Source organism: Streptomyces sp. WMMC1477 (genome assembly GCF_027460245.1).
Taxonomy (GTDB): domain Bacteria; phylum Actinomycetota; class Actinomycetes; order Streptomycetales; family Streptomycetaceae; genus Streptomyces.
Genome location: NZ_JAPZBD010000003.1, coordinates 3,534,604 through 3,552,379, shown reverse-complemented (window position 1 = coordinate 3,552,379; position 17,776 = coordinate 3,534,604). Strand labels below are relative to the sequence as shown.

The following is a 17,776-nucleotide window of genomic DNA, read 5'->3' as shown; positions in this document are numbered from 1 at the left end:
GCGGCGGCACGTTCGGCCGCCGCCACAACCCCCAACAGATCACCGAGAGATACGGAAGTAGCCACACCATGAGCAGAGCACCGATCCGCACCTCCCTGATCGCCGCCGCCGGTGTCATGGGCCTCGCCCTGAGCGCCTGCGCCGCCGAGACCGACAGCAGCTCCTCCGACGGCGACACCAAGAGCGGCGGGGCCACCGAGGTCACCATCGCCGTCCCGTCCTGGGTCGGCGCCCAGGCCAACGGCGCCGTCGCCAAGCACATCCTCGAAGAGGAGCTGGACGTCGACGTCACCCTCAAGCAGATGGACGAGCCGGTCGCCTTCGACGCCCTCGACAGCGGCAAGGCCGACGCCATCCTGGAGGACTGGGGCGGCGTCCCGAAGAAGGAGAAGCAGTACGTCGAGGAGAAGAAGACCGTCGTCGCCGGCGGCGACCTCGGCGTCGAGGGCCACATCGGCTGGTTCGTGCCCAAGTACTTCGCGGACGAGAACCCCGAGGTGCTGGACTACGAGAACCTGAACGACTTCGTCGACGAGTTCAAGACCTCCGAGTCCGGCGACAAGGGCCAGTTCATCGGGGCCGCCCCGTCGTACACCACCTACGACAAGCACCTGATCAAGAACCACGGCCTGAACTACAAGATCCTGCCCACCGGCAGCGAGGCCGCCCAGCTCAAGGAACTGGAGCGGCTCTACAAGGCCAAGGAGCCCTTCCTCACCTACTGGTGGGACCCGCAGTGGATGAACGCCGAGATCGACATGGTCGAGGTCAAGCTGCCGGAGTACACCGAGGGCTGCAACGAGCCGGCCGAGAAGACCGAGTGTGCCTACCCCACGCTCATGCTGCAGAAGTTCTTCAACGCCGACTTCGCGGAGAACGGCGGCGCCCCGGCGGAGTTCCTGAAGAACTTCCAGTGGAAGACCGAGGACCAGAACGAGGTCGCCCGCATGATCGCCGGTGAGGGGATGTCCGAGGAGGACGCCGCCGCCGAGTGGGTCGCCGACAACGAGGACGTCTGGAAGAACTGGCTCCCCAAGAGCTGATGTTCTGACGTTCTGACGTCGACTGACGAGGGGCCCCGCGGCACACAGCCGCGGGGCCCCTCGTCAGCAGTGGGACACACACGGTGCGAGTATCGGGGAGGAAGCGGCGTCGCGGGTGCCGGGCCGCCCGCAGCGCCATCACTCCGGCGCGTGAACGGGACAGCGACGGGCGAGGATGCCACCCGGCAGCGAGCAGCAGCGCCGGGAGGCAGAAACCCGGAGACCATCCTGGCCAAAGGGGACGGGCCGGATCCGCCCGTTGCCTAAGCCTTCACGGCAGAACCTCGCAGCGCGTTGCCCGCTGGAGCGGCTGTCAGCGCCGTCCCCCATCCGGGTGGAACAGGGTGCCGTGGTGGCTCAGCGCCAGCCTGGCTCGACATCAGCCACTGAGCAGGCCGAGCCAGCCCCGGCCTACCACGCCCCGCCTTCCTGTGGGTAGATCTATCTAGCGGCGTAGCTGCACAGGGCGTACTGTTTGAGGAGCAAACTGGGCGGTAATCGTCCTGGGACTGGATGAAACTGCACCTAGCTCGCGAGGTAGCCATGCTTCTCAGGTTCCGTGTCACGAACCACAAGTCCATCCGTGACACCACCGAACTCGTGTTCACCAAGTCAAGCTTCGCGGGGATGCGCCCCAAGGACGGCGACTGGGGCTCTGTGACCAACCGGGTCGCCGGAATTTTTGGACCCAACGCATCAGGGAAGACCACACTTCTGGACGCAGTTGATTTCGCCGTGAAGGTTATCAACAACTCCGCCAAATGGAGCGAGCGGGAATCCTTCCCCTACGCGCCCTACCTGCTCGACCGGGATTCGAGGACAGAGACTTCAGCATACGAATTTGACTTCACAGTCAAGGGCACGCGTCATGTATATGGATTCGAGAGCAATTCCGGCGGGATCTCCTCCGAATGGCTCCAATCATTCCCCGAAGGACGCCGCCGCATCCTCTTCGAGCGAAGTGGCCCAGAACCCGAGGATGTGACGTTCAGCAGGAATCTCAAAGGAGAGAACGCACGAATCTCGCGCCTCATGGGGCGCTACAACCTCTATCTCTCCACAGCAAGCATGGCTAACCATGCCCACCTTCGGAGAATCCATCACTACCTGACCAGGCATTTGCGCTACGCCGCATTCTCTGAGAGTCAAAAACAGAGCCGGATCTTGTCAGTCAAGAAGTGGATAGAAGACGAGGAGGCACTGCAAAAAGCTCAGAACCTGCTGCGCTTCGCCGATCTGGGAATCTGCCGCCTCTCATTGGAAGAGGTCGAAGTCGACGAGCAGACGCAGTCCCTCATGCGCAGGACCATGAAGGCTTTCCTGGACGAAGAGGACGACGAGGAGAAGCTGTTCGCAAATTTCCTCGAAGAGGAAAGTAAGGTAATCAGCTTCTGGCATCAAGGATCGGCGCGCGAGAGTTCTCACAGTCTCGGATTGAGCGACGAGAGTAGCGGTACAGTCGCATGGCTTTCACTTGCCCTGCCTGCCTTGCAGGAGATCAAGTATGGTGGCGTGCTATTCGTAGACGAGCTCGACTCCAGTCTCCACCCCCGACTCGCGTCAGCACTTATCTCCATGTTCAAGTCCCCGGATATCAACCCGAATGGCGCCCAGCTCGTGTTCACCTCACACGACACATCACTGATGGGTCATCTATCGGGCGATGGACTGGACAAGGAGGAAATGTGGTTTTCCGAGAAGTCTCCCGAGGGTTTCACAGAGATCTACCCTCTGACAGACTTCTCCGTCAAGAAGGACCACAACGTGGAACGCCGATACCTAGGCGGTAGGTACGGGGCCGTCCCAACGCTCGCCTGGGAGGAACTGCTCGCATCTCTTCGGGTGGAGACTCAATCATGAGCCGTCGACAATTGCGCGGCTCGCGGAGGATCTCGAAGTCGAAGAACAGGAGACTCGAACACGCAAAGATCCTCATCGTCGCCGAAGGCAGAACCACGGAGCCACAATATTTCGAGAAGTTCTCCGCACTGATAAGAGCCAAAGCAGTTCGGGTCGTCAGCGTCAAGTCAGTTGGCATCGGCCGGGATCCTTTACGTGTCGTCAGCGAAGCGAAACGGATCCGCGAAGTTGAGAAGAAGGGCGGCGATCCCTTTGACTCGACCTGGTGCGTTGTTGACGTTGACGAACACACCAACCTGGAGCAGGAGTGTTCGAGGCCCGACGCTCACGCATCGCGATGGCCATCAGCTCGCCATGCTTTGAGATTTGGCTACTCTGGCATTTTGAGAACCGAACTGCATGGATTGACTCCGAAGTTCTTTCCAGAATTCTACGCAAGTACGGGTTCTCCGGAAAGAACATGCCGGACAAATTCCCGTACGATAAATACCAAATGGCCATGACTCGGGCCCCTCAATGTGAGAACCTGAAAGTCGAGCATGCACCGCCAAACCCGCATAGCTCAGTCCCCGATCTGATCTCAGCATTGCTTTCAGTCCATGGCACCGGGCACGATGGCGCCGCACCATCTGGAGCCTGTGGCTGACCCGAGTGACAGGCACTCGCGTGTATGTGCTCCTGATCATTCAACGCCACATGTCAACGAAGGCGGGAATTCATTCACACAGTGAGCCTTTGCCAACCTGGGCTTTGAGCTGTCCAGTTGGCTCGACACAGGGGTGAAGCCCCTGGTAGACGGGTTCACGACCAAGATCGCCCGATACCCACCAGAGGCTTCACGTGCTTGTCTACCCGTGCGGGCTGGACGTGTCCAGTCGGTCCCTGACCTTCCTCGCCGCTCGTCTGCGCGAGCACCGTCGTCGGATCGGAAGCCGCTGGCGTCGGCTCACCGTCGGCCGTCAGGCCCTGCTGGTGCTGGCGCATCTACGCAACGGGACCACATATGCCCAGCTCGCGGCGGGTTTCGAGATCGGCACGAGTACGGTCTACCGGTACATCAACGAGGCCGTCGAGCTGCTGGCCGCACTCGCACCGACCCTCGCCGAGGCGGTTCGGACCGCTTCGGGGAAGGCCTACGTCCTGCTCGACGGGACGCTCCTGCCGATCGACCGGATCGCAGCCGACCGGCCCTTCTTCTCCGGCAAGCACAAGAAACACGGGATGAATGTGCAGGTCCTCGCCGACCCCTTCGGCCGTCTGCTGTGGGCCTCACCGGCCCTGCCCGGCGCGGTCCACGACGTCCGCGCGGCCCGCGAACACGGCATCGTCGAAGCCCTCACCGAGGTCGGCGTCACGTGCTGGGCGGATAAGGGCTACCGGGGCGCCGGCGGCACAGTCCGCACCCCGTGCTGGGGACGGTGGGAGACCCTCTCCGCAGGTCAGAAAGCCGTGAACCGGTCCCAAGCGAAGATCCGGGCCCTCGTCGAGCAGGCCGTCGCCACTCTCAAGGCCTGGCGGCTCCTCCGCAGGCTCCGCTGCTCGACCATCCGCACCACCGGCCTCGTGCAGGCCGTCCTCGCCCTACATCTGGCCAGCTCAAAGTGAGGTTGGCAAAGGCTCAGTATGGTCCGACAAGGTCATTAAAAGATCATCTCTGTGGCGACGGGTTTCCGGGTGTCGGTGCAGTGGGGATGTGCATGACCCGTGCCGGTCTTGCGGGCGTGAACGATCCCGGCCCCGACCAGGGCAACCAGAGTTCGCGGCGCAGGAAGGCGAACCGTGCGCCGGGCACCAGGCGATCGGCGCGGAAGCGCCACCCCATGACCGTCAGGCCTTCGCGCTCGCAGCGGTCACGGACGGCGGCGAGTCCCGTGGGGGCGATGTCGAAGGTGGAGGCATGGCTTCCGGTGACCGGCACCGGGAACGACGGCTGGCACAGCACCGGAGCGAGCATCCGAGGATGCCAGCACGGACGGGTACCTGCCCCCGCGCTCCGTTCTCACCGAGCACCTCGTCGACGCACCGGGCCAGCCCACCCGCCAGGCACTCGATCAAGTCCTGGACTTCGTCAGCGCCCGGCTCCTGGACGACCGGCCCGGTGAACTCCCCCGGAGTCAGAGCACGCGGACGTCGGGGACGTAGGTGATCCAGTGGCCGCCGGAGGCGGCGAAGGCGGGCTCCTTGGCCATGATCTCCTCGGCGTGGTTCCAGGCGAAGAGGAGGGCGTAGTCCGGGTAGGGCTCGGCGAAGGCGGTGGCCGGGCGGACCGGGAGGTGGGCGCCGGGGGTGAGCCTGCCCTGCTTGGCCGGGGTGGTGTCGCAGACGAAGGAGACCAGGTCCGGGCCGATGCCGCAGTAGTTGGCCACCGTGGCGCTCTTGGCCGTGGCGCCGTAGGCGACGACGGTGCGGCCTTCGGCGCGCAGTCGCGTCAGGAGCTCCAGGAGGTCGTCGCGGCTTCGGGCGACGCGGGCGGCGAAGGCGGCCAGGGTGGCCGGGTCGGCGAGGCCCCGGCGCTCCTCCTCGGCCAGGAGCGCGGCGACGGCCGGGGCGGGGGTGCGGGCGCCGGCGCGGGCCAGGGTGTAGCGCAGCTCGCCGCCGTGGACGGGGAGCCGCTCGACGTCGACCAGCTCGAAGCCGAAGCGCTCGGCGAGCGCGGCGACGGAGCGGGCGGTGAAGAGGTAGAAGTGCTCGTCGTAGATCTGGTCGTAGGACGTGCGCTCGACGATGTCGCCGAGGTAGGGGTCCTCGAAGACGAAGACGCCGCCGGGGGCGAGGACGGCGTCGAGGCCGCGGAGGACGGAGTCGAGATAGGGGATGTGGCAGAGGGTGTTGGCGGCGTAGACGACGTCGGCCGGGCCCTCCTCGGCCGCGATCTCCCGTGCCGTGGCCTCCTCGAAGAACGCGGTGCGCACCCGGATGCCCTTGGCACGGGCCACGTCGCCGACGCCGGCCGAGGGGTCGACGCCGAGGTGGCGCACGCCCGCCCGCCGAACGGTGTCGAGCATGACGCCGTCGTTGCAGCCGAGTTCGATGACGAAGGGGTCCTCGCCGGTGAGTTCCCGGGCCAGGAGCTGGCGGGCGGTGGCGGCGAAGTGCTCGCGCATCACGGAGGAGCCGGAGGAGTGGTACGGGTAGTCCTCGCGGAACATCTTCTCGCGCGGGACCTCCTCCATGAGCTGGACCATGGTGCAGCCGGTGCAGTGGCCGACGGCGAGGTGGAAGAAGAACTCGTCGGCGGGGTCGGCGTCCGGGGAGCGGAAGGCGTCGGAGAGGGGTTGGCGTCCGAGGTCGAGGAACTGCCGAAGGGGCGCGTCGCAGACGCGGCAGGTGGTGGTGGGCGGCATGGTCAGCTCCCGTGGTGCGGCTGGTAGGTGGGCAGGGCGTCGGCGGCGCGGGCCTCGGCGAGGGTGCGGGCGGCGCGGTCCCGGGGCGAGACGACGGGCCGCAGGCCGTCGGGCAGGGGCAGTCCGAGCGCCGGGTCGAAGGGCGAGAGGGCGAGCTCGTCCGTCGGGTCGTAGGGCGCGGAGAGCAGGTAGGCCATGAGGGTGCCGTCGGTGAGGGCGAGGAAGGCGTGGCCGACGCCGGGCGGGACGTACAGGGCGCGGGCGTGCTCGGCGTCGAGCCGGACGACGTCGTGGCGGCCGAAGGTGGGCGAGCCCAGGCGCAGGTCGACGAGGAAGTCGAGAGCCGAACCGGCCGGGCAGGTGACGTACTTGGCGACGCCGGGGAACCGGGCGTTGTAGTGGACGCCGCGCAGGACGTCACGCCGGGAGGTGCTGTAGCTGGCCTGGGCGACGGCGAACAGGGGTGTCCCGTGGGCGGCGGCGAAGGGCTCGCCCTGGAACGTCGAGGTGAAGCGGCCGCGTGCGTCGGGGAACACCTCGGGGGTGAACTCGAGGGCGCCGGCGACGGCCAGCGGGCGGGACCTCACAGGTCCGCCAGGACGTCGCGCAGGGCGCCGATGACCTCGTCCTGCACGGCGCGGGGCAGGGCGGGGTACATGGGCAGGGAGAAGATCTCCTCGGCCAGGGCCTCGGTGACGGGCAGGGAGCCTTCGCGGTAGCCGAGGTGGGCGAAGCCGGTCATGGTGTGGACGGGCCAGGGGTAGCTGACGTTGAGCTCGATGCCGCGGCGGCGGAGGGCGGCGAGGATGTCGTCGCGGCGCGGGTGGCGGACGACGTAGACGTAGTGGACGTGTTCGTTGCCCGGCGCGGTGCGGGGCAGGACGAGCGGGGTGTCGGCGAGGGCCTCGGCGTAGCGGTCGGCGACGACGCGGCGGGCGGAGGTGTAGGCGTCGAGCCGGGTGAGCTTGCGGCGCAGGATCTCGGCCTGCACCTCGTCGAGGCGGCTGTTGTGGCCGGGGGTCCGGACGACGTAGTAGCGCTCCTCCATGCCGTAGTACCGCAGGCGGCGCAGGCTCTCGGCGACCGTCTCGTCGTCGGTGGTGACGGCACCGCCGTCGCCGTAGGCGCCGAGCACCTTGGTCGGGTAGAAGGAGAACGCGGCGGCGTCGCCGAGGGTGCCGGCGAGACGGCCGTGGTGGCGGGCGCCGTGGGCCTGAGCGCAGTCCTCGACGACGGCGAGCCCGTGGCGGCGGGCGAGTTCACGCAGAGGGTCCATGTCGACGCACTGGCCGTAGAGATGGACGGGCAGGAGGGCGCGGGTGCGTTCGGTGACGGCGGCGGCGACCTGGCCGGTGTCCATGAGGTGGTCCTCGGCGCGGACGTCGACGAAGACGGGGGTGGCGCCGACGGCGTCGATGGCGAGGACGGTGGGCGCGGCGGTGTTGGAGACGGTGATCACCTCGTCGCCGGGGCCGACGCCGAGGGCCTGGAGGGCGAGCTTGACGGCGTTGGTGCCGTTGTCGACGCCGACGCAGTGGGCGAGCCCGTGGTAGGCGGCGAACTCCTCCTCGAAGCCGCGCACGCTGGCGCCGAGGACGAGCTGTCCCGAGGCGAAGACGGTCTGCACGGCGTCGAGGAGGTCCTCGCGTTCGTCGCCGTACTCCTCCAGGTAGCTCCAGACGCGGATCGTCACAGCGGGGTCCTCTCGTGGTGCGGGCGGGCGAGCGCGGCGACCGTCCGCTCCAGCGCGGTGGGCAGCGGGACGCGGGGGTGCCAGCCGGTGATGGTGCGGAACCGCGGGTCGTGCGCGGTGACGTCGCGGAGGTCGGCCGCCGCCGGGTCGGCGGGGGCGGCGGTGTGCACGGGCACCGGGACGGTGCCGGTGTGGCGGGCGACGAGCTCGGCGACGGCGGTGAAGACGGTGCCGACCTCGATGGGGGTGCCGCTGCCGACGGGCCAGGCCCGGCCGCCGAGTCGGGGGGCGTGGTCGAGGGCGGCGACGAGGGCCCGGGCTGCGTCGTCGACGTACAGGAAGTCGCGGCGCACGGTGCCGTCGTGCCACAGGGTGAGCGGCTTCCCGGCCAGGGCGCGGCGGGTCATGGCGCTGACGACGCCGTGGTCGACGGCCGACGGCGCGGCGGGCGGGCCGAAGACGGTGGGCAGACGTACCGGGACGCCGGAGACGACGCCTTCCCCGGAGGCGCGGAGCAGGGCGTCCTCGGCGGCGAGCTTGTAGCGCTCGTACGCCGTGCCGTCGGGGCGGGCGCCGAGGGAGGAGGCGAAGACGACGGTGCGGCGGGGCGCGCCGCAGCGGGGCGCGGTGAGGGTGTCGGCGAGCAGGCCGAGGTTGACGTGGCGGGCGTGGGCGTCGTGCGGGTCGACGCGCCAGCTGCCTTCGGGCGTCCGGTGGGTGAGCAGGTAGACGACGGCGTCGGCACCGGTGAGAGCGGCGCCCAGGGCGCCGGGTTCCGTCAGGTCGGCGGTGAGGGTCTCGACGTCGGCGAGGGCGCCGACGGGGGCGTAGGCGAGGGCGTCGGGCGGCATGGCGAGGGGACGGCGGGAGACGGCGCGGACCCGGCCGGGGCGGCGGGCCAGCAGCGCGGTGACGGCGGAGCCCAGCAGCCCGCCGGCACCGAGGACGGCGACGAGCGGAGGCGTCATGCCGCGCCCCCTGAGGTGCCGTACCCGGGCAGGGAGCGCAGGCAGGCGAGGAGGCTGCGGGTCTCCATGGTCACGTAGTGGCTGTGCCGCAGGAGTTCGGTGAGCTGGGGCAGGCTGAGCCAGCGGTGGCCGGGCGGCTCGGGCAGCGGCTCGCTCTCCACGATCAGGTGCCGGGTGCGGGCGTGGTGGAACCGACCGCCCTCCTCGGACTGCACGCTGTCGAAGAGGACACGGGTGGGGTCGGCGTCCTGGACGTGGTCCAGGAAGGGCGGCCGGGCCTCGGCGGGCAGGGCGGTGTAGTTGCGCGGCAGGCAGCGCACGGTGGGGGCGAGCTCGGCGACGTCGGCGGAGCCGGGTTCGGGACGCAGCTCCAGCAGCACGTGCGGCACGCCGTCGACCCGGGTGGTCAGCAGGGCGACGAGCCCGGTGCCGACGGGGGCCAGCATCGGCTGGCACCAGCCCGCGACCTCCCGGCCGTGGGCCGTGACCCGGACGCCGACGACCTCGAAGAAGCTGCCGCTGTCGTGCCGGATGCCGTCGGCGTCGCGGTGCCAGTGGGCGAGGTCGTGCAGGGGGGCCGGGGTGACGCGCAGGTCCGTGGCCGTGCGCTGGTCGGTGATCCAGCTCAGCACCTCGGTGTCGGAGTGCAGGGCGGGGGTTCCCAGGGGGGCGGGTGGCGGAGGCAGACAGGCCAGCACCGAGCGGGTGTCCATGTTGACGAGGTCGTCGACGGCCAGCAGGGCGTGCAGGGTGTCCAGCGGCAGCCAGGTGAAGTGATCCAGGACCGGAATCTCCTCGGCGGTGTCGCCGGCGTCGAGGACGAGGTTGCGGTTGCGCTTGCGCAGGAACCAGGCGCCCTGTTCGGACTGGCGCACGTCCGCCAGCACCCGGTGCCGGCCGCGGGTGGTGAAGTGCTCCAGGTAGGGGACGCGGCGGCCGCCGTGCAGGCCGAGGTAGTTGCTGCGGGTGGCCTGCACCGTCGGGGAGATCTGGATGCCGTTGTGGTTGCCGGGTTCGGGCTTGAGCTGGACGAGGCAGTGCCGCACTCCCCCGAGGTCGCCGACGAGGAGGCCGAGGACGCCGGTCTCCGGCTGGTCGATGATCGGCTGGTCCCAGCCGGGCACGGGGTGGCCGGGCCGGTGGACGCGGACGCCGCGCACGCTGAAGAACCCGCCGCTCGCGTGCCGCAGCGTGCCGGTGGCCGGGTCGGTGAACCAGGAGTCCAGTTCGGCCAGCGGGACGCGTTCGGCGCGGGTGTACGTCCTCGCCGCGGCCTCGTCCAGCAGCCGCCGCAGTTCCGGCGGGACGACGGCCGCCCCGCGCGTCCCGGACGCCTCGCATGCCTCGCGCCCGCCGCACACCCCGCGCCCGCCGCACACCCCGCGCTCGCCGCACGCCTCGCGCCCGCCGCACGCCTCGCGCTCGCCGCTCACCGGACGACGCTCCCGGGCGGCAGCACGGCCTCGTAGAACTCCATCTGGCTGTGCATGGCGGAGCGGAAGTAGTCGGTGTAGCGGCGCGCGTGCTCGGCGGTCATCGTGCTGAGGACCATGCTCAGCGCCACGTGGTCGTCCTTGGGCTCGATGACGAGGTTGTTCCACACCGGCGCGACGGCCCGGACGTGCCGCCGCACGGCCTCCGGCAGTGCCTCGGCGCCGCCCTCCCAGCCGCGGGGGAAGACGAGTTCGCCGCGTTCGGCGAGGCCGCCGTACCAGCGCAGCAGGTCGGCGGTGGCCGCCTCGTAACCCGCCTCGAAGTGCCGGGGGTGGGTGAGGGCGCGGTAGGCGGCGCGGGCGGCGCGCGGGTCGGGCAGCCGGGCGATCTCGTGCTCGTGGGCGCAGGGCAGGCTGTGCTGCCGGGTGCCCGGGTCGTGCAGGAGCGTGACGGTGCGGTCGAGCAGGGTCGTGCAGCGCGCCCCGGCGTCCGTGAGCCGCAGCCACAGGTCCCAGTCCTCCAGCCCGACGCCGGACTCCCGCCAGCCGCCGACGACTTCGGCGAGTTCGCTGCGGTGCAGGGCGCAGGAGTTCTCGAACAGCGGGTTCATGAGCTGGATCTCGGGGTGCCAGCACAGCGTGAGGGGGTCGAGGGTCTCGGTGACGCGGCCCCGGGCGTCCGCCTTGCGGGAGCGGGCGGCGACCCAGTCGGCGCCTTCGTCCAGCACGGCGACGAGGGTGGCCAGGTGCTCGGGCTCCCACAGGTCGTCGTGGTCGAGGTAGGCGACGTACGCGCCGCTGATGCCGCGTAGGGCCGCGTTCACCGGTCCGGCCGGGAAGCCGAAGCGCTCGGTGCGCAGGAGCCGCACCCGCCGGTCCTCCGCCGCCACTTCGGCGGCGACCTCGTCCGTGTCGTCGTCGCTGGCGTCCGAGGCGACGATCAGTTCCCAGTCCCGGAACGTCTGGGCCCGGACGGAATTCACGGTGTGCAGCAGTTCCCGGCCGCGGTTGTAGGCCGGGCAGATGACCGAGACGCGGGGCATCGTTTTCCTTTCGTTCCCGCCGGTCGAAACACCGCCGTCTTCGGGAAAGGTGAACCAGGTTGGACACCGGTGGAATGCCGGGGACGGAAAGGGGGCGGGCCGGGCCGGCCGTCCCCTCCACGGCCGGCCGCGCGCCGGCCCGTACCCGCTGCCGGGCTTCCGCTCCGGCCTGCTCCGGCGGGCCCGTGGGCACCGTGCCGACCTCGGCCGTATGCGCCGCACGCACCGCCGTGACCAGCGTTGATCACCGGACCGCCACCGAACCGTCGGCGGGTGGGCGGCTGCGCTGCGATGGTGCAACGGGCATCCTCGCCGGCGCAAGCGGAAGCTCCGGATCCCCTACTCAGGGAGGGGGAGATACCCGTCCTGAGACGGGAGCACCGGCCGCCCGTCCGCTGCTATCGTCATTTCCGTCCGGCGGACAGGGCACGGACGGCCGGTTTTCCCGAGCCTCGATAATGCCCCGCCGAAATACCGCCGGAACATGAACGATGGCCCGAAAGGGTAAGCGTCTCCGACGTTTTCCGTCGGCGGCGTCGACCACCGCCTGGGCCACGGGGGAATCACGTCCGGCACCGCCGCACGCGCGGCGTGGACGGACCGAGGAGAGAACTGTGAGATCGAGCCGGAGAGAGCCCGGGGCCGCCGAGACCGCCCTCTCGGTGCTGGTGCCGTTCCTGCCGCGCCGGCCGGAGCAACTGCTGCCGTTCGCGGCGCTGGTGGACTGGACTCCGGCGGTGCGGCTGTGGCAGGGCCAGGCCATGATGGTGGAGCCGTTCCAGGGCTTCGCCGCCGCGGCCGGTACCGGCTTCCGCGTCCCCACCGGCGTCGGCGTCACGCTCATGCCGCTGCGGCACCCCTTCGAGGCCGCCCAGCAGGCGCGCTCGCTGGCCCTGACGACGGGCCGGTCCGTGCTCGCCGCCTTCGGGCCCGGCGGCGCGTCCTTCCAGGCCAGCCTGCTCGGCGCCCCCTACGCGAGCCCCCTGACCGCCTCCCGTGAGTACGTCACCATCGTGCGCGGGCTGCTCGCGGGCGAGACCGTCGACGTGGGGGGCCGCTACTTCTCCTGCCACGGCGCTCTGCCCCCGGCCCCCTCACCTCAGGTGGGCATCGGGCTCGGGGTACTGCGCCCTGGCATGGCCAGGCTGGCCGGGGAGGTCGCGGACGCCGCCGTCACCTGGCTCACCCCCGCCTCCTACGTCCGGAGCACACTGCGGCCCGCGCTGGAGGAGGGGGCCCGGACGGCGGACCGGCCGGTGCCGCATCTGACGGCCATGGTGCCCCTCGCGCTGCACCGGCCCGGGCGGGACGCCGCCGAGCTGGCCCTCGCGAGCAACGCCGCGCACCTCGCGGCGCCCCACTACGTCGACATGCTGCGCCGCGCCGGGATCGAGGCGGACACCGACGACGCGCGGCTGAACGCCAAACGGCTCGTCGAGGGCGGCGCGTTCCTCTACGGGGATCTCGACGAACTGCGCTCGCGCATCGCCGAGTACCACGCCGCCGGGGTCGACGAGGTCGTCCTCAACCTCACCGGTCTGTGTCAACGCGAGGGCCCGAAGGCGGCCCTGGAGGACCTGAAGACGCTGCTGACGGCCCTCGCACCGGGCTGAGACGCCACCGACCACCTCACCAGGGGGACGAGACGGGCCCGGCCCCCGACCGCCGTCCCGGGCCGGAGACATCCCCGGCCCGGGACGGCACCCACCGGCGAACCCGGGCCCGTCAGCGGGACGGCCCGGCGCCGGGCCTCTCACCCCCCACGCACAGCGGCACACCGAGCACACCGAGCACGACCAGCACACCCAAGGGAGAGCGGACATGGTGGACCACCACACGAGCCTGGCGAAGCGGCACCTCGTGTCCTGGGGCACCGGCACCCGCCACCGGCAGGCCGCCGACGCCCAGCCGGCGGCCCGTCCCGGCGCCCTGACCGTGGTCCTGGAGGACGCGGGCCTGCTCCCCGCCGTCCTCGGCGGGGACCTGGCCGGACCCCACTCCCTCGTACTCGCCCCCGGCGTGGCGCCCTCGCCGCCCGAGGGTCCGGAGCCGGGCTCGCCGGTCGTCGTCGGCTACGAGGGCTCGGCCGCCCAGCCCGGCGACGAACTGTCCATCGACGACTCCTTCTTCCTCCAGACGCAGGAGTACTCCGCGAGCCAGTACATGTCCGTGATCGGGCCCACCCTGATCCGCGTCTCCGACGGCTCCGACTTCGCCGCCTACCTCGCGGACGCCGACCGGGCCCGTGCCGAGGGCGTGTTCCCGGCCTTCGCCACCGACCCCGTCATCCGGCTCGCCGACCTGCCCTCGCTGGGCGCGTCCCCGGCCGCCGACGGCCCGGCGACGCGGCTGTACGCCGGCGCCGACGGCACCGTCTCGACCGCGCCCGGCGGGGTGGCCCTCGGCTCGGCCGGGGACGCCTTCGCCGACCTCCTCGCCGCCTGGGAGCGCGTCAACGGAGACAGCGCCCACCCCTGCGCCGTCGGGCTGGGGGCCGCCGTGCCGGAGGCCGAGCGCTGCGCGGCCCTGGCCGGACGCCCCTGGCTGGGCCGGTATCTGGCGGCGCTGGACGCGCTGCGCGAACTGCGCGCCCGGGACGTGTCCCACCTGCGCGTCTCCGGCTTCGGCGGCCGGCTGTCGGAGACGGCGGAGCCGGTGGCCGGGGCCGCCGACGCACACGGCACCGAGCTGCCGCTGCTGTTGTGGAACGAGCGGGGCGCCTACGTCCACTCCCCGCGGACCGGCCGCTTCTTCCAGCTCGGGACGGACGCCGCCCGCATCGCCGAGACGGTCCTGGCCTGCGGTGACGTGGAGACCGCCGCCGAGCGGGTGGACACGGCCGCGCTGGCCGAGGTCACCGCGTTCTTCGAGCGCGCCGACGTGCCCCTGACGAACCGTACGGAGGCCGCGCGATGACGGCCCCACCGCCCATCCTCGCCGGCGTCCCCGGCACCGCGGGCGAGGAGCTCGCCGCACTGGGCGGGCGGGCGCGCGTCTGCGGCGTCTACGACGAGACCGGCGCCCCGCTCTACGACGACCTCAGCCGCCGGGACGCCTTCGAGGTGCGCGAACTGCTCGGACTGGTCCGCCCTACCCGCGGCCCGGTGCTCGAACTGGCCGCCGGAACCGGCAGGCTGACCTTCCCGCTGCTGGCAGCGGGCCGCGAGGTGACCGCGCTGGAGCTGGCCCCGGCCATGCTGGAGCGGCTGACCGCCCGGCTCGCGGAGGCACCCGAGCGGCTGCGCCGCAACTGCCGCCCGGTGCGCGGCGACATGAGCGACTTCGCCCTCGGGCGCCGCTTCGCCGCCGTGGTGCTGGGCACGACGTCCGTGTCGCTGCTCGACGCCGCCGGGCGGGCCGGGCTCTACCGCTGCGTTCGGGAACACCTGGCGCCGGGCGGGACGTTCGCGCTGTCCACCGTCGAGGTGGCGGACGCCGGGGAGGGTCCGACGGAGGTGCGGCAGCCCCTCACCGGGGCGAGCGGCCGGGAGTACGTGCTCCACGAGCTGTGGGAGCCGGCCCGCGGTGTGCGCACCGTGACCCTGCGCCCGGCCGACGTCTCGGGCACCGGACCGGTCCCGGTCTGCGTCTCCCGCGTCACGGTGCTGCCCGTCGCCGCCCTCACCGCCGAGCTGACGGCGGCCGGGTTCACGGTCCGCGGCACCCAGACCCTCTCGGCGGCCGGGAGCCGGCACCGCGACGTCCTGCTCGAGGCGACCGCAGCGGCCGAAGCGACGCGAGCTTCCGAGGTCACGCGAGCGACCGAAGCGACGGAGGGACCCCGATGACGCCTCAGGCGCTGTGGCCCTCCCTGCTGGAGCCGTCCCGGCAGGGTGACGACGGCCTGTGCACCGTGTCCGCCAAGGGCGTGCGCGTGCGGCTGGCCGACGGCCGTGAGCTGCTGTGCGGCACCAGCGGCCTGTGGAACGCCAACCTCGGCTACGGCAACGAGGCGATCGCCGAGGCCGTCGCCGCCTCCCTGCGGGACGCCTCCTACCTCAGCGTCTTCCGGTACGAGAACGCCTACGCGCGGCGGGCGGCCCAGGCCCTCGCCGACGTCTGCGGGCCGCACTACCGGCGGGTGCTGTTCTCCACCTCGGGCGGCGCCGCCAACGACCTGGTGATGAAGCTCGCCCGGCTGCACCACGCGCTGCGCGGTGACCCGGGCCGCAAGGTCGTCGTGGGGCTGCGCGGCAGCTACCACGGGCTGACGTTCGGCAGCTTCGGCCTCACCGGTGAGGACCTGGGGCAACAGCTCTACGGGGTCGACCAGCGGCTGGTGCGCCATGTGTCCGGGGACGACCCGGCCGAGCTGGCCGAGCTGCTGGAGCGGCAGGGCGGCCGGATCGCGGCCGTCGTCGTCGAGCCGGTGCGCGGCAGCGGGACCGTCCCGCTGAGCCCGCACTACCTCGGGCGGCTGCTGGGGCTGCGGGAGCGGTACGGGTTCCTGCTGGTCGCCGACGAGGTGGCCACCGGCTTCGGCCGCACCGGACCGTTCTTCGCCTCGCAGGAGTGGCCCTCGCAGCCGGACCTGCTGGTGACCTCCAAAGGGCTGACCAACGGCACGATGGCGGCGGCCGCCGTGGTCGTCTCCGCCGAGCTGGCCCGGTCGTTCGACCGGCCCGGTGTCGTCCTGGCCCACGGCGAGACGCAGGCGGGCACCCCCTCGGCCTGCGCCGCCATCCTGGCCACGCTGGAGGAGATGGACCGGCTGGACGCCGTCGGGCGGTCCCGCGCCCTGTCCCGGCGGCTCGACGAGAAGCTGGCCGAGCTGGTGCGGGAGCACCCCCGGGTACTGAGCACGGAGGGCCGGGGCTGCTTCCGCGCGCTCCGGCTGGCCGGCCGGGACGGCGGCCCCCTGCCGGGCTCGGAGGTGGCGTCGGTGGTCGCCGCGGTCCGGGACGCCGGTGCCGTGACCCATCCCGGGCCCGACGGCGTGCAGTTGATCCCCGCCCTCACCTACACCGAGGCCGAGCTGACGGAGCTGCTGGACTGCGTGCGCGCGGGTCTGGACGCCCCCTCCGCGGCGGCCACCGGAACGACCGCGGCGGCCACCGGAACGGGGGTGGCCGGATGAGCCTCGGCTGGCACTGCCCGACCCTGGTGCTGCTGGGCGCCGACGGCTTCGGCGACTGGCTGGCCACCCGGCCCGAGCGCCGGGTGACGGTCCTGGCCGACCCGGCGGTCGCCCGCGGCCCGCTGACGACCCGGCTGCTGTCGCTGCTGCGCGCCGCTGGCGCCGAGGCCACCCTCGTGCCGGTCACCACGCCGGGCACGGTCGCGCGGGTGGGGGAGCTCGCCGGGCGGCTCGCCGCCGAGGGTACCGAGCTGCTCGTCGCCGTCGGCGGAGGCACCGTCGTCGACCAGGCCAAGCTGGCGGTCGCCGTCCGGGGGGACGGCCGGAACGCCGAGCGGCTGGGGCATCCCCAGCGGGCCGGGCTCGTCGTGCTGCCCTCCGGGGGAGCCCGGGCGCTGCCGCTCGTCGCCGTGCCGACGACGGTCGGCACCGGGACCGAGCTGAGCGCGGCGGCCTGTGTCGAGCACGGCGACGGGCGACGGCTGGTGCTGGGTGACGGGCTGCGCCCCGACGTGGCGCTCGTCGACCCCGCGGCCACCGCCACGCTGCCCGGCGAACTGCTCGCCGAAGGCGTCCTGGAGGCGCTGTTCCGCGCAAGCAGCCTCTACGCGGGCGCCGCTCACGACCAGCCGACCGAGGACGCCCTGACCGAGGCGCTCGTCGCACGGCTCACCGCTCTCGGGGAGCAGCTCGCGCGGGTCCGGGGGACGCTCGGGGCGCGCGCCGTCGTGGGGGACGACGCCCTGCGCGCCGAGATCGCGAAGGTCAGCGGGCTGACCCACGGCCCGTGGGCCGCCGTCGGGCGCGAGCGCTACGCGGCCAAGGGCTGGTTCCTGGCCAACGAGCTGTCCTGGACGCTGGGCGTGCGCAAGATGACGGCCGTCGCCGCGCTGCTGCCCCCGCTGTGGCGGGCGGTGGCGGAGGACTCGGGCGCCGCCTGGGGCTCGGCCCGCCGGCTGGCCCGCGTCTGGGAGACCGTCCGCGCCGCCGGCTCCCCCCGGTGGCCCGCGGACCCGGCGGACGGTGTCGCGGCCCTGATCGACGCCTGGGGCATCGGGCGGCGGCTCACCGCGGACCCCGCCCGGATCGACGACGCCGTCCGCCGCACCCAGCGCGCCTGGGGTGCGGGGCTCCCGATGCTGCGCGGCGTCCCGGCGGACTCCGTCCGCCGGGTGCTGTCCGCCGCCGTCGCCCCCGAAGCCGCCCCCGCCGCCAACGGAGCCCCCGCCGGAGCGGCTCCCGAAACCGCCCCCGCCGGGCCGGGGGCGGCACCGCACACTTCCGTGCGCGCCGTCTGAGCGGTGCGCACGGAGGA

At 71.9% G+C, this 17,776-nt stretch carries 15 protein-coding genes and 1 pseudogene; 9 read left to right on the top strand and 7 right to left on the bottom strand.

Annotated features, from left to right (window positions below; translation table 11 throughout):
• The first annotated feature begins 68 nt into the window (after positions 1-68).
• From O7609_RS15955 to O7609_RS15940, 4 genes and pseudogenes are all read left to right on the top strand, one after another.
• A complete protein-coding gene (locus O7609_RS15955) occupies positions 69-1,043 on the top strand; it encodes an ABC transporter substrate-binding protein (protein ID WP_269736303.1) in 975 nt (324 codons plus the stop codon).
• Between the two features lie 543 nt (positions 1,044-1,586).
• Positions 1,587-2,903 (top strand): AAA family ATPase, encoded by a 1,317-nt coding sequence (locus O7609_RS15950; protein ID WP_269743757.1) that lies wholly within the window; start codon positions 1,587-1,589, stop codon positions 2,901-2,903.
• Positions 2,900-3,549, top strand: a pseudogene (locus O7609_RS15945) (RloB family protein). Before O7609_RS15950 ends, O7609_RS15945 begins: the two are co-directional and overlap by 4 nt.
• Positions 3,550-3,743: 194 nt before the next feature.
• Positions 3,744-4,508, top strand: a complete 765-nt coding sequence (locus O7609_RS15940) for an IS5 family transposase (RefSeq protein ID WP_269734603.1) — start codon at positions 3,744-3,746, stop codon at positions 4,506-4,508.
• A gap of 43 nt (positions 4,509-4,551) precedes the next feature.
• Here O7609_RS15940 and O7609_RS15935 read toward each other — a convergent pair whose 3' ends face one another.
• From O7609_RS15935 to O7609_RS15905, 7 genes are all read right to left on the bottom strand, one after another.
• Positions 4,552-4,857 carry a hypothetical protein gene (locus O7609_RS15935; protein ID WP_269743755.1) on the bottom strand — a complete coding sequence of 102 codons (306 nt, stop codon included), beginning with the start codon at positions 4,855-4,857 and terminating at the stop codon, positions 4,552-4,554.
• Between the two features lie 160 nt (positions 4,858-5,017).
• Positions 5,018-6,247 carry a class I SAM-dependent methyltransferase gene (locus O7609_RS15930; protein ID WP_269743754.1) on the bottom strand — a complete coding sequence of 410 codons (1,230 nt, stop codon included), beginning with the start codon at positions 6,245-6,247 and terminating at the stop codon, positions 5,018-5,020.
• Positions 6,248-6,249: 2 nt separating this feature from the next.
• Positions 6,250-6,834, bottom strand: a complete 585-nt coding sequence (locus O7609_RS15925) for a dTDP-4-dehydrorhamnose 3,5-epimerase family protein (protein WP_269736308.1) — start codon at positions 6,832-6,834, stop codon at positions 6,250-6,252.
• Positions 6,831-7,940, bottom strand: a complete 1,110-nt coding sequence (locus O7609_RS15920; protein ID WP_269736309.1) for a DegT/DnrJ/EryC1/StrS family aminotransferase — start codon at positions 7,938-7,940, stop codon at positions 6,831-6,833. The genes O7609_RS15925 and O7609_RS15920 overlap by 4 nt, the downstream gene beginning before the upstream one ends.
• Positions 7,937-8,908, bottom strand: a complete 972-nt coding sequence (locus O7609_RS15915; RefSeq protein ID WP_269743753.1) for an NAD-dependent epimerase/dehydratase family protein — start codon at positions 8,906-8,908, stop codon at positions 7,937-7,939. The genes O7609_RS15920 and O7609_RS15915 overlap by 4 nt, the downstream gene beginning before the upstream one ends.
• Entirely contained in the window at positions 8,905-10,341 is a 1,437-nt protein-coding gene (locus O7609_RS15910; protein WP_269743752.1) for an NDP-hexose 2,3-dehydratase family protein, read from the bottom strand. The genes O7609_RS15915 and O7609_RS15910 overlap by 4 nt, the downstream gene beginning before the upstream one ends.
• Positions 10,338-11,384, bottom strand: a complete 1,047-nt coding sequence (locus O7609_RS15905; protein ID WP_269736312.1) for a glycosyltransferase — start codon at positions 11,382-11,384, stop codon at positions 10,338-10,340. The genes O7609_RS15910 and O7609_RS15905 overlap by 4 nt, the downstream gene beginning before the upstream one ends.
• A 614-nt stretch (positions 11,385-11,998) precedes the next feature.
• Between O7609_RS15905 and O7609_RS15900 the strand changes: the two genes are divergently transcribed.
• The 5 genes from O7609_RS15900 (at position 11,999) to mpaC (ending at position 17,759) form a co-directional block, all read left to right on the top strand.
• On the top strand, positions 11,999-12,997 hold the full coding sequence (locus tag O7609_RS15900) for an LLM class flavin-dependent oxidoreductase (RefSeq protein ID WP_269736313.1): 999 nt from the start codon (positions 11,999-12,001) through the stop codon (positions 12,995-12,997).
• Between the two features lie 208 nt (positions 12,998-13,205).
• Entirely contained in the window at positions 13,206-14,300 is a 1,095-nt protein-coding gene (mpaB, locus tag O7609_RS15895) for a daptide biosynthesis RiPP recognition protein (RefSeq protein ID WP_269736314.1), read from the top strand.
• Positions 14,297-15,172, top strand: coding sequence for a daptide-type RiPP biosynthesis methyltransferase (mpaM, locus tag O7609_RS15890; RefSeq protein ID WP_269736315.1), 876 nt, complete (start codon positions 14,297-14,299; stop codon positions 15,170-15,172). Before mpaB ends, mpaM begins: the two co-directional genes overlap by 4 nt.
• Positions 15,169-16,461 (top strand): daptide-type RiPP biosynthesis aminotransferase, encoded by a 1,293-nt coding sequence (gene mpaD / locus O7609_RS15885; RefSeq protein WP_269736316.1) that lies wholly within the window; start codon positions 15,169-15,171, stop codon positions 16,459-16,461. The genes mpaM and mpaD overlap by 4 nt, the downstream gene beginning before the upstream one ends.
• Complete coding sequence (gene mpaC, locus O7609_RS15880; protein ID WP_269736317.1) at positions 16,458-17,759, top strand: daptide-type RiPP biosynthesis dehydogenase; 1,302 nt, start codon at positions 16,458-16,460, stop codon at positions 17,757-17,759. Before mpaD ends, mpaC begins: the two co-directional genes overlap by 4 nt.
• Positions 17,760-17,776 lie beyond the last annotated feature (17 nt).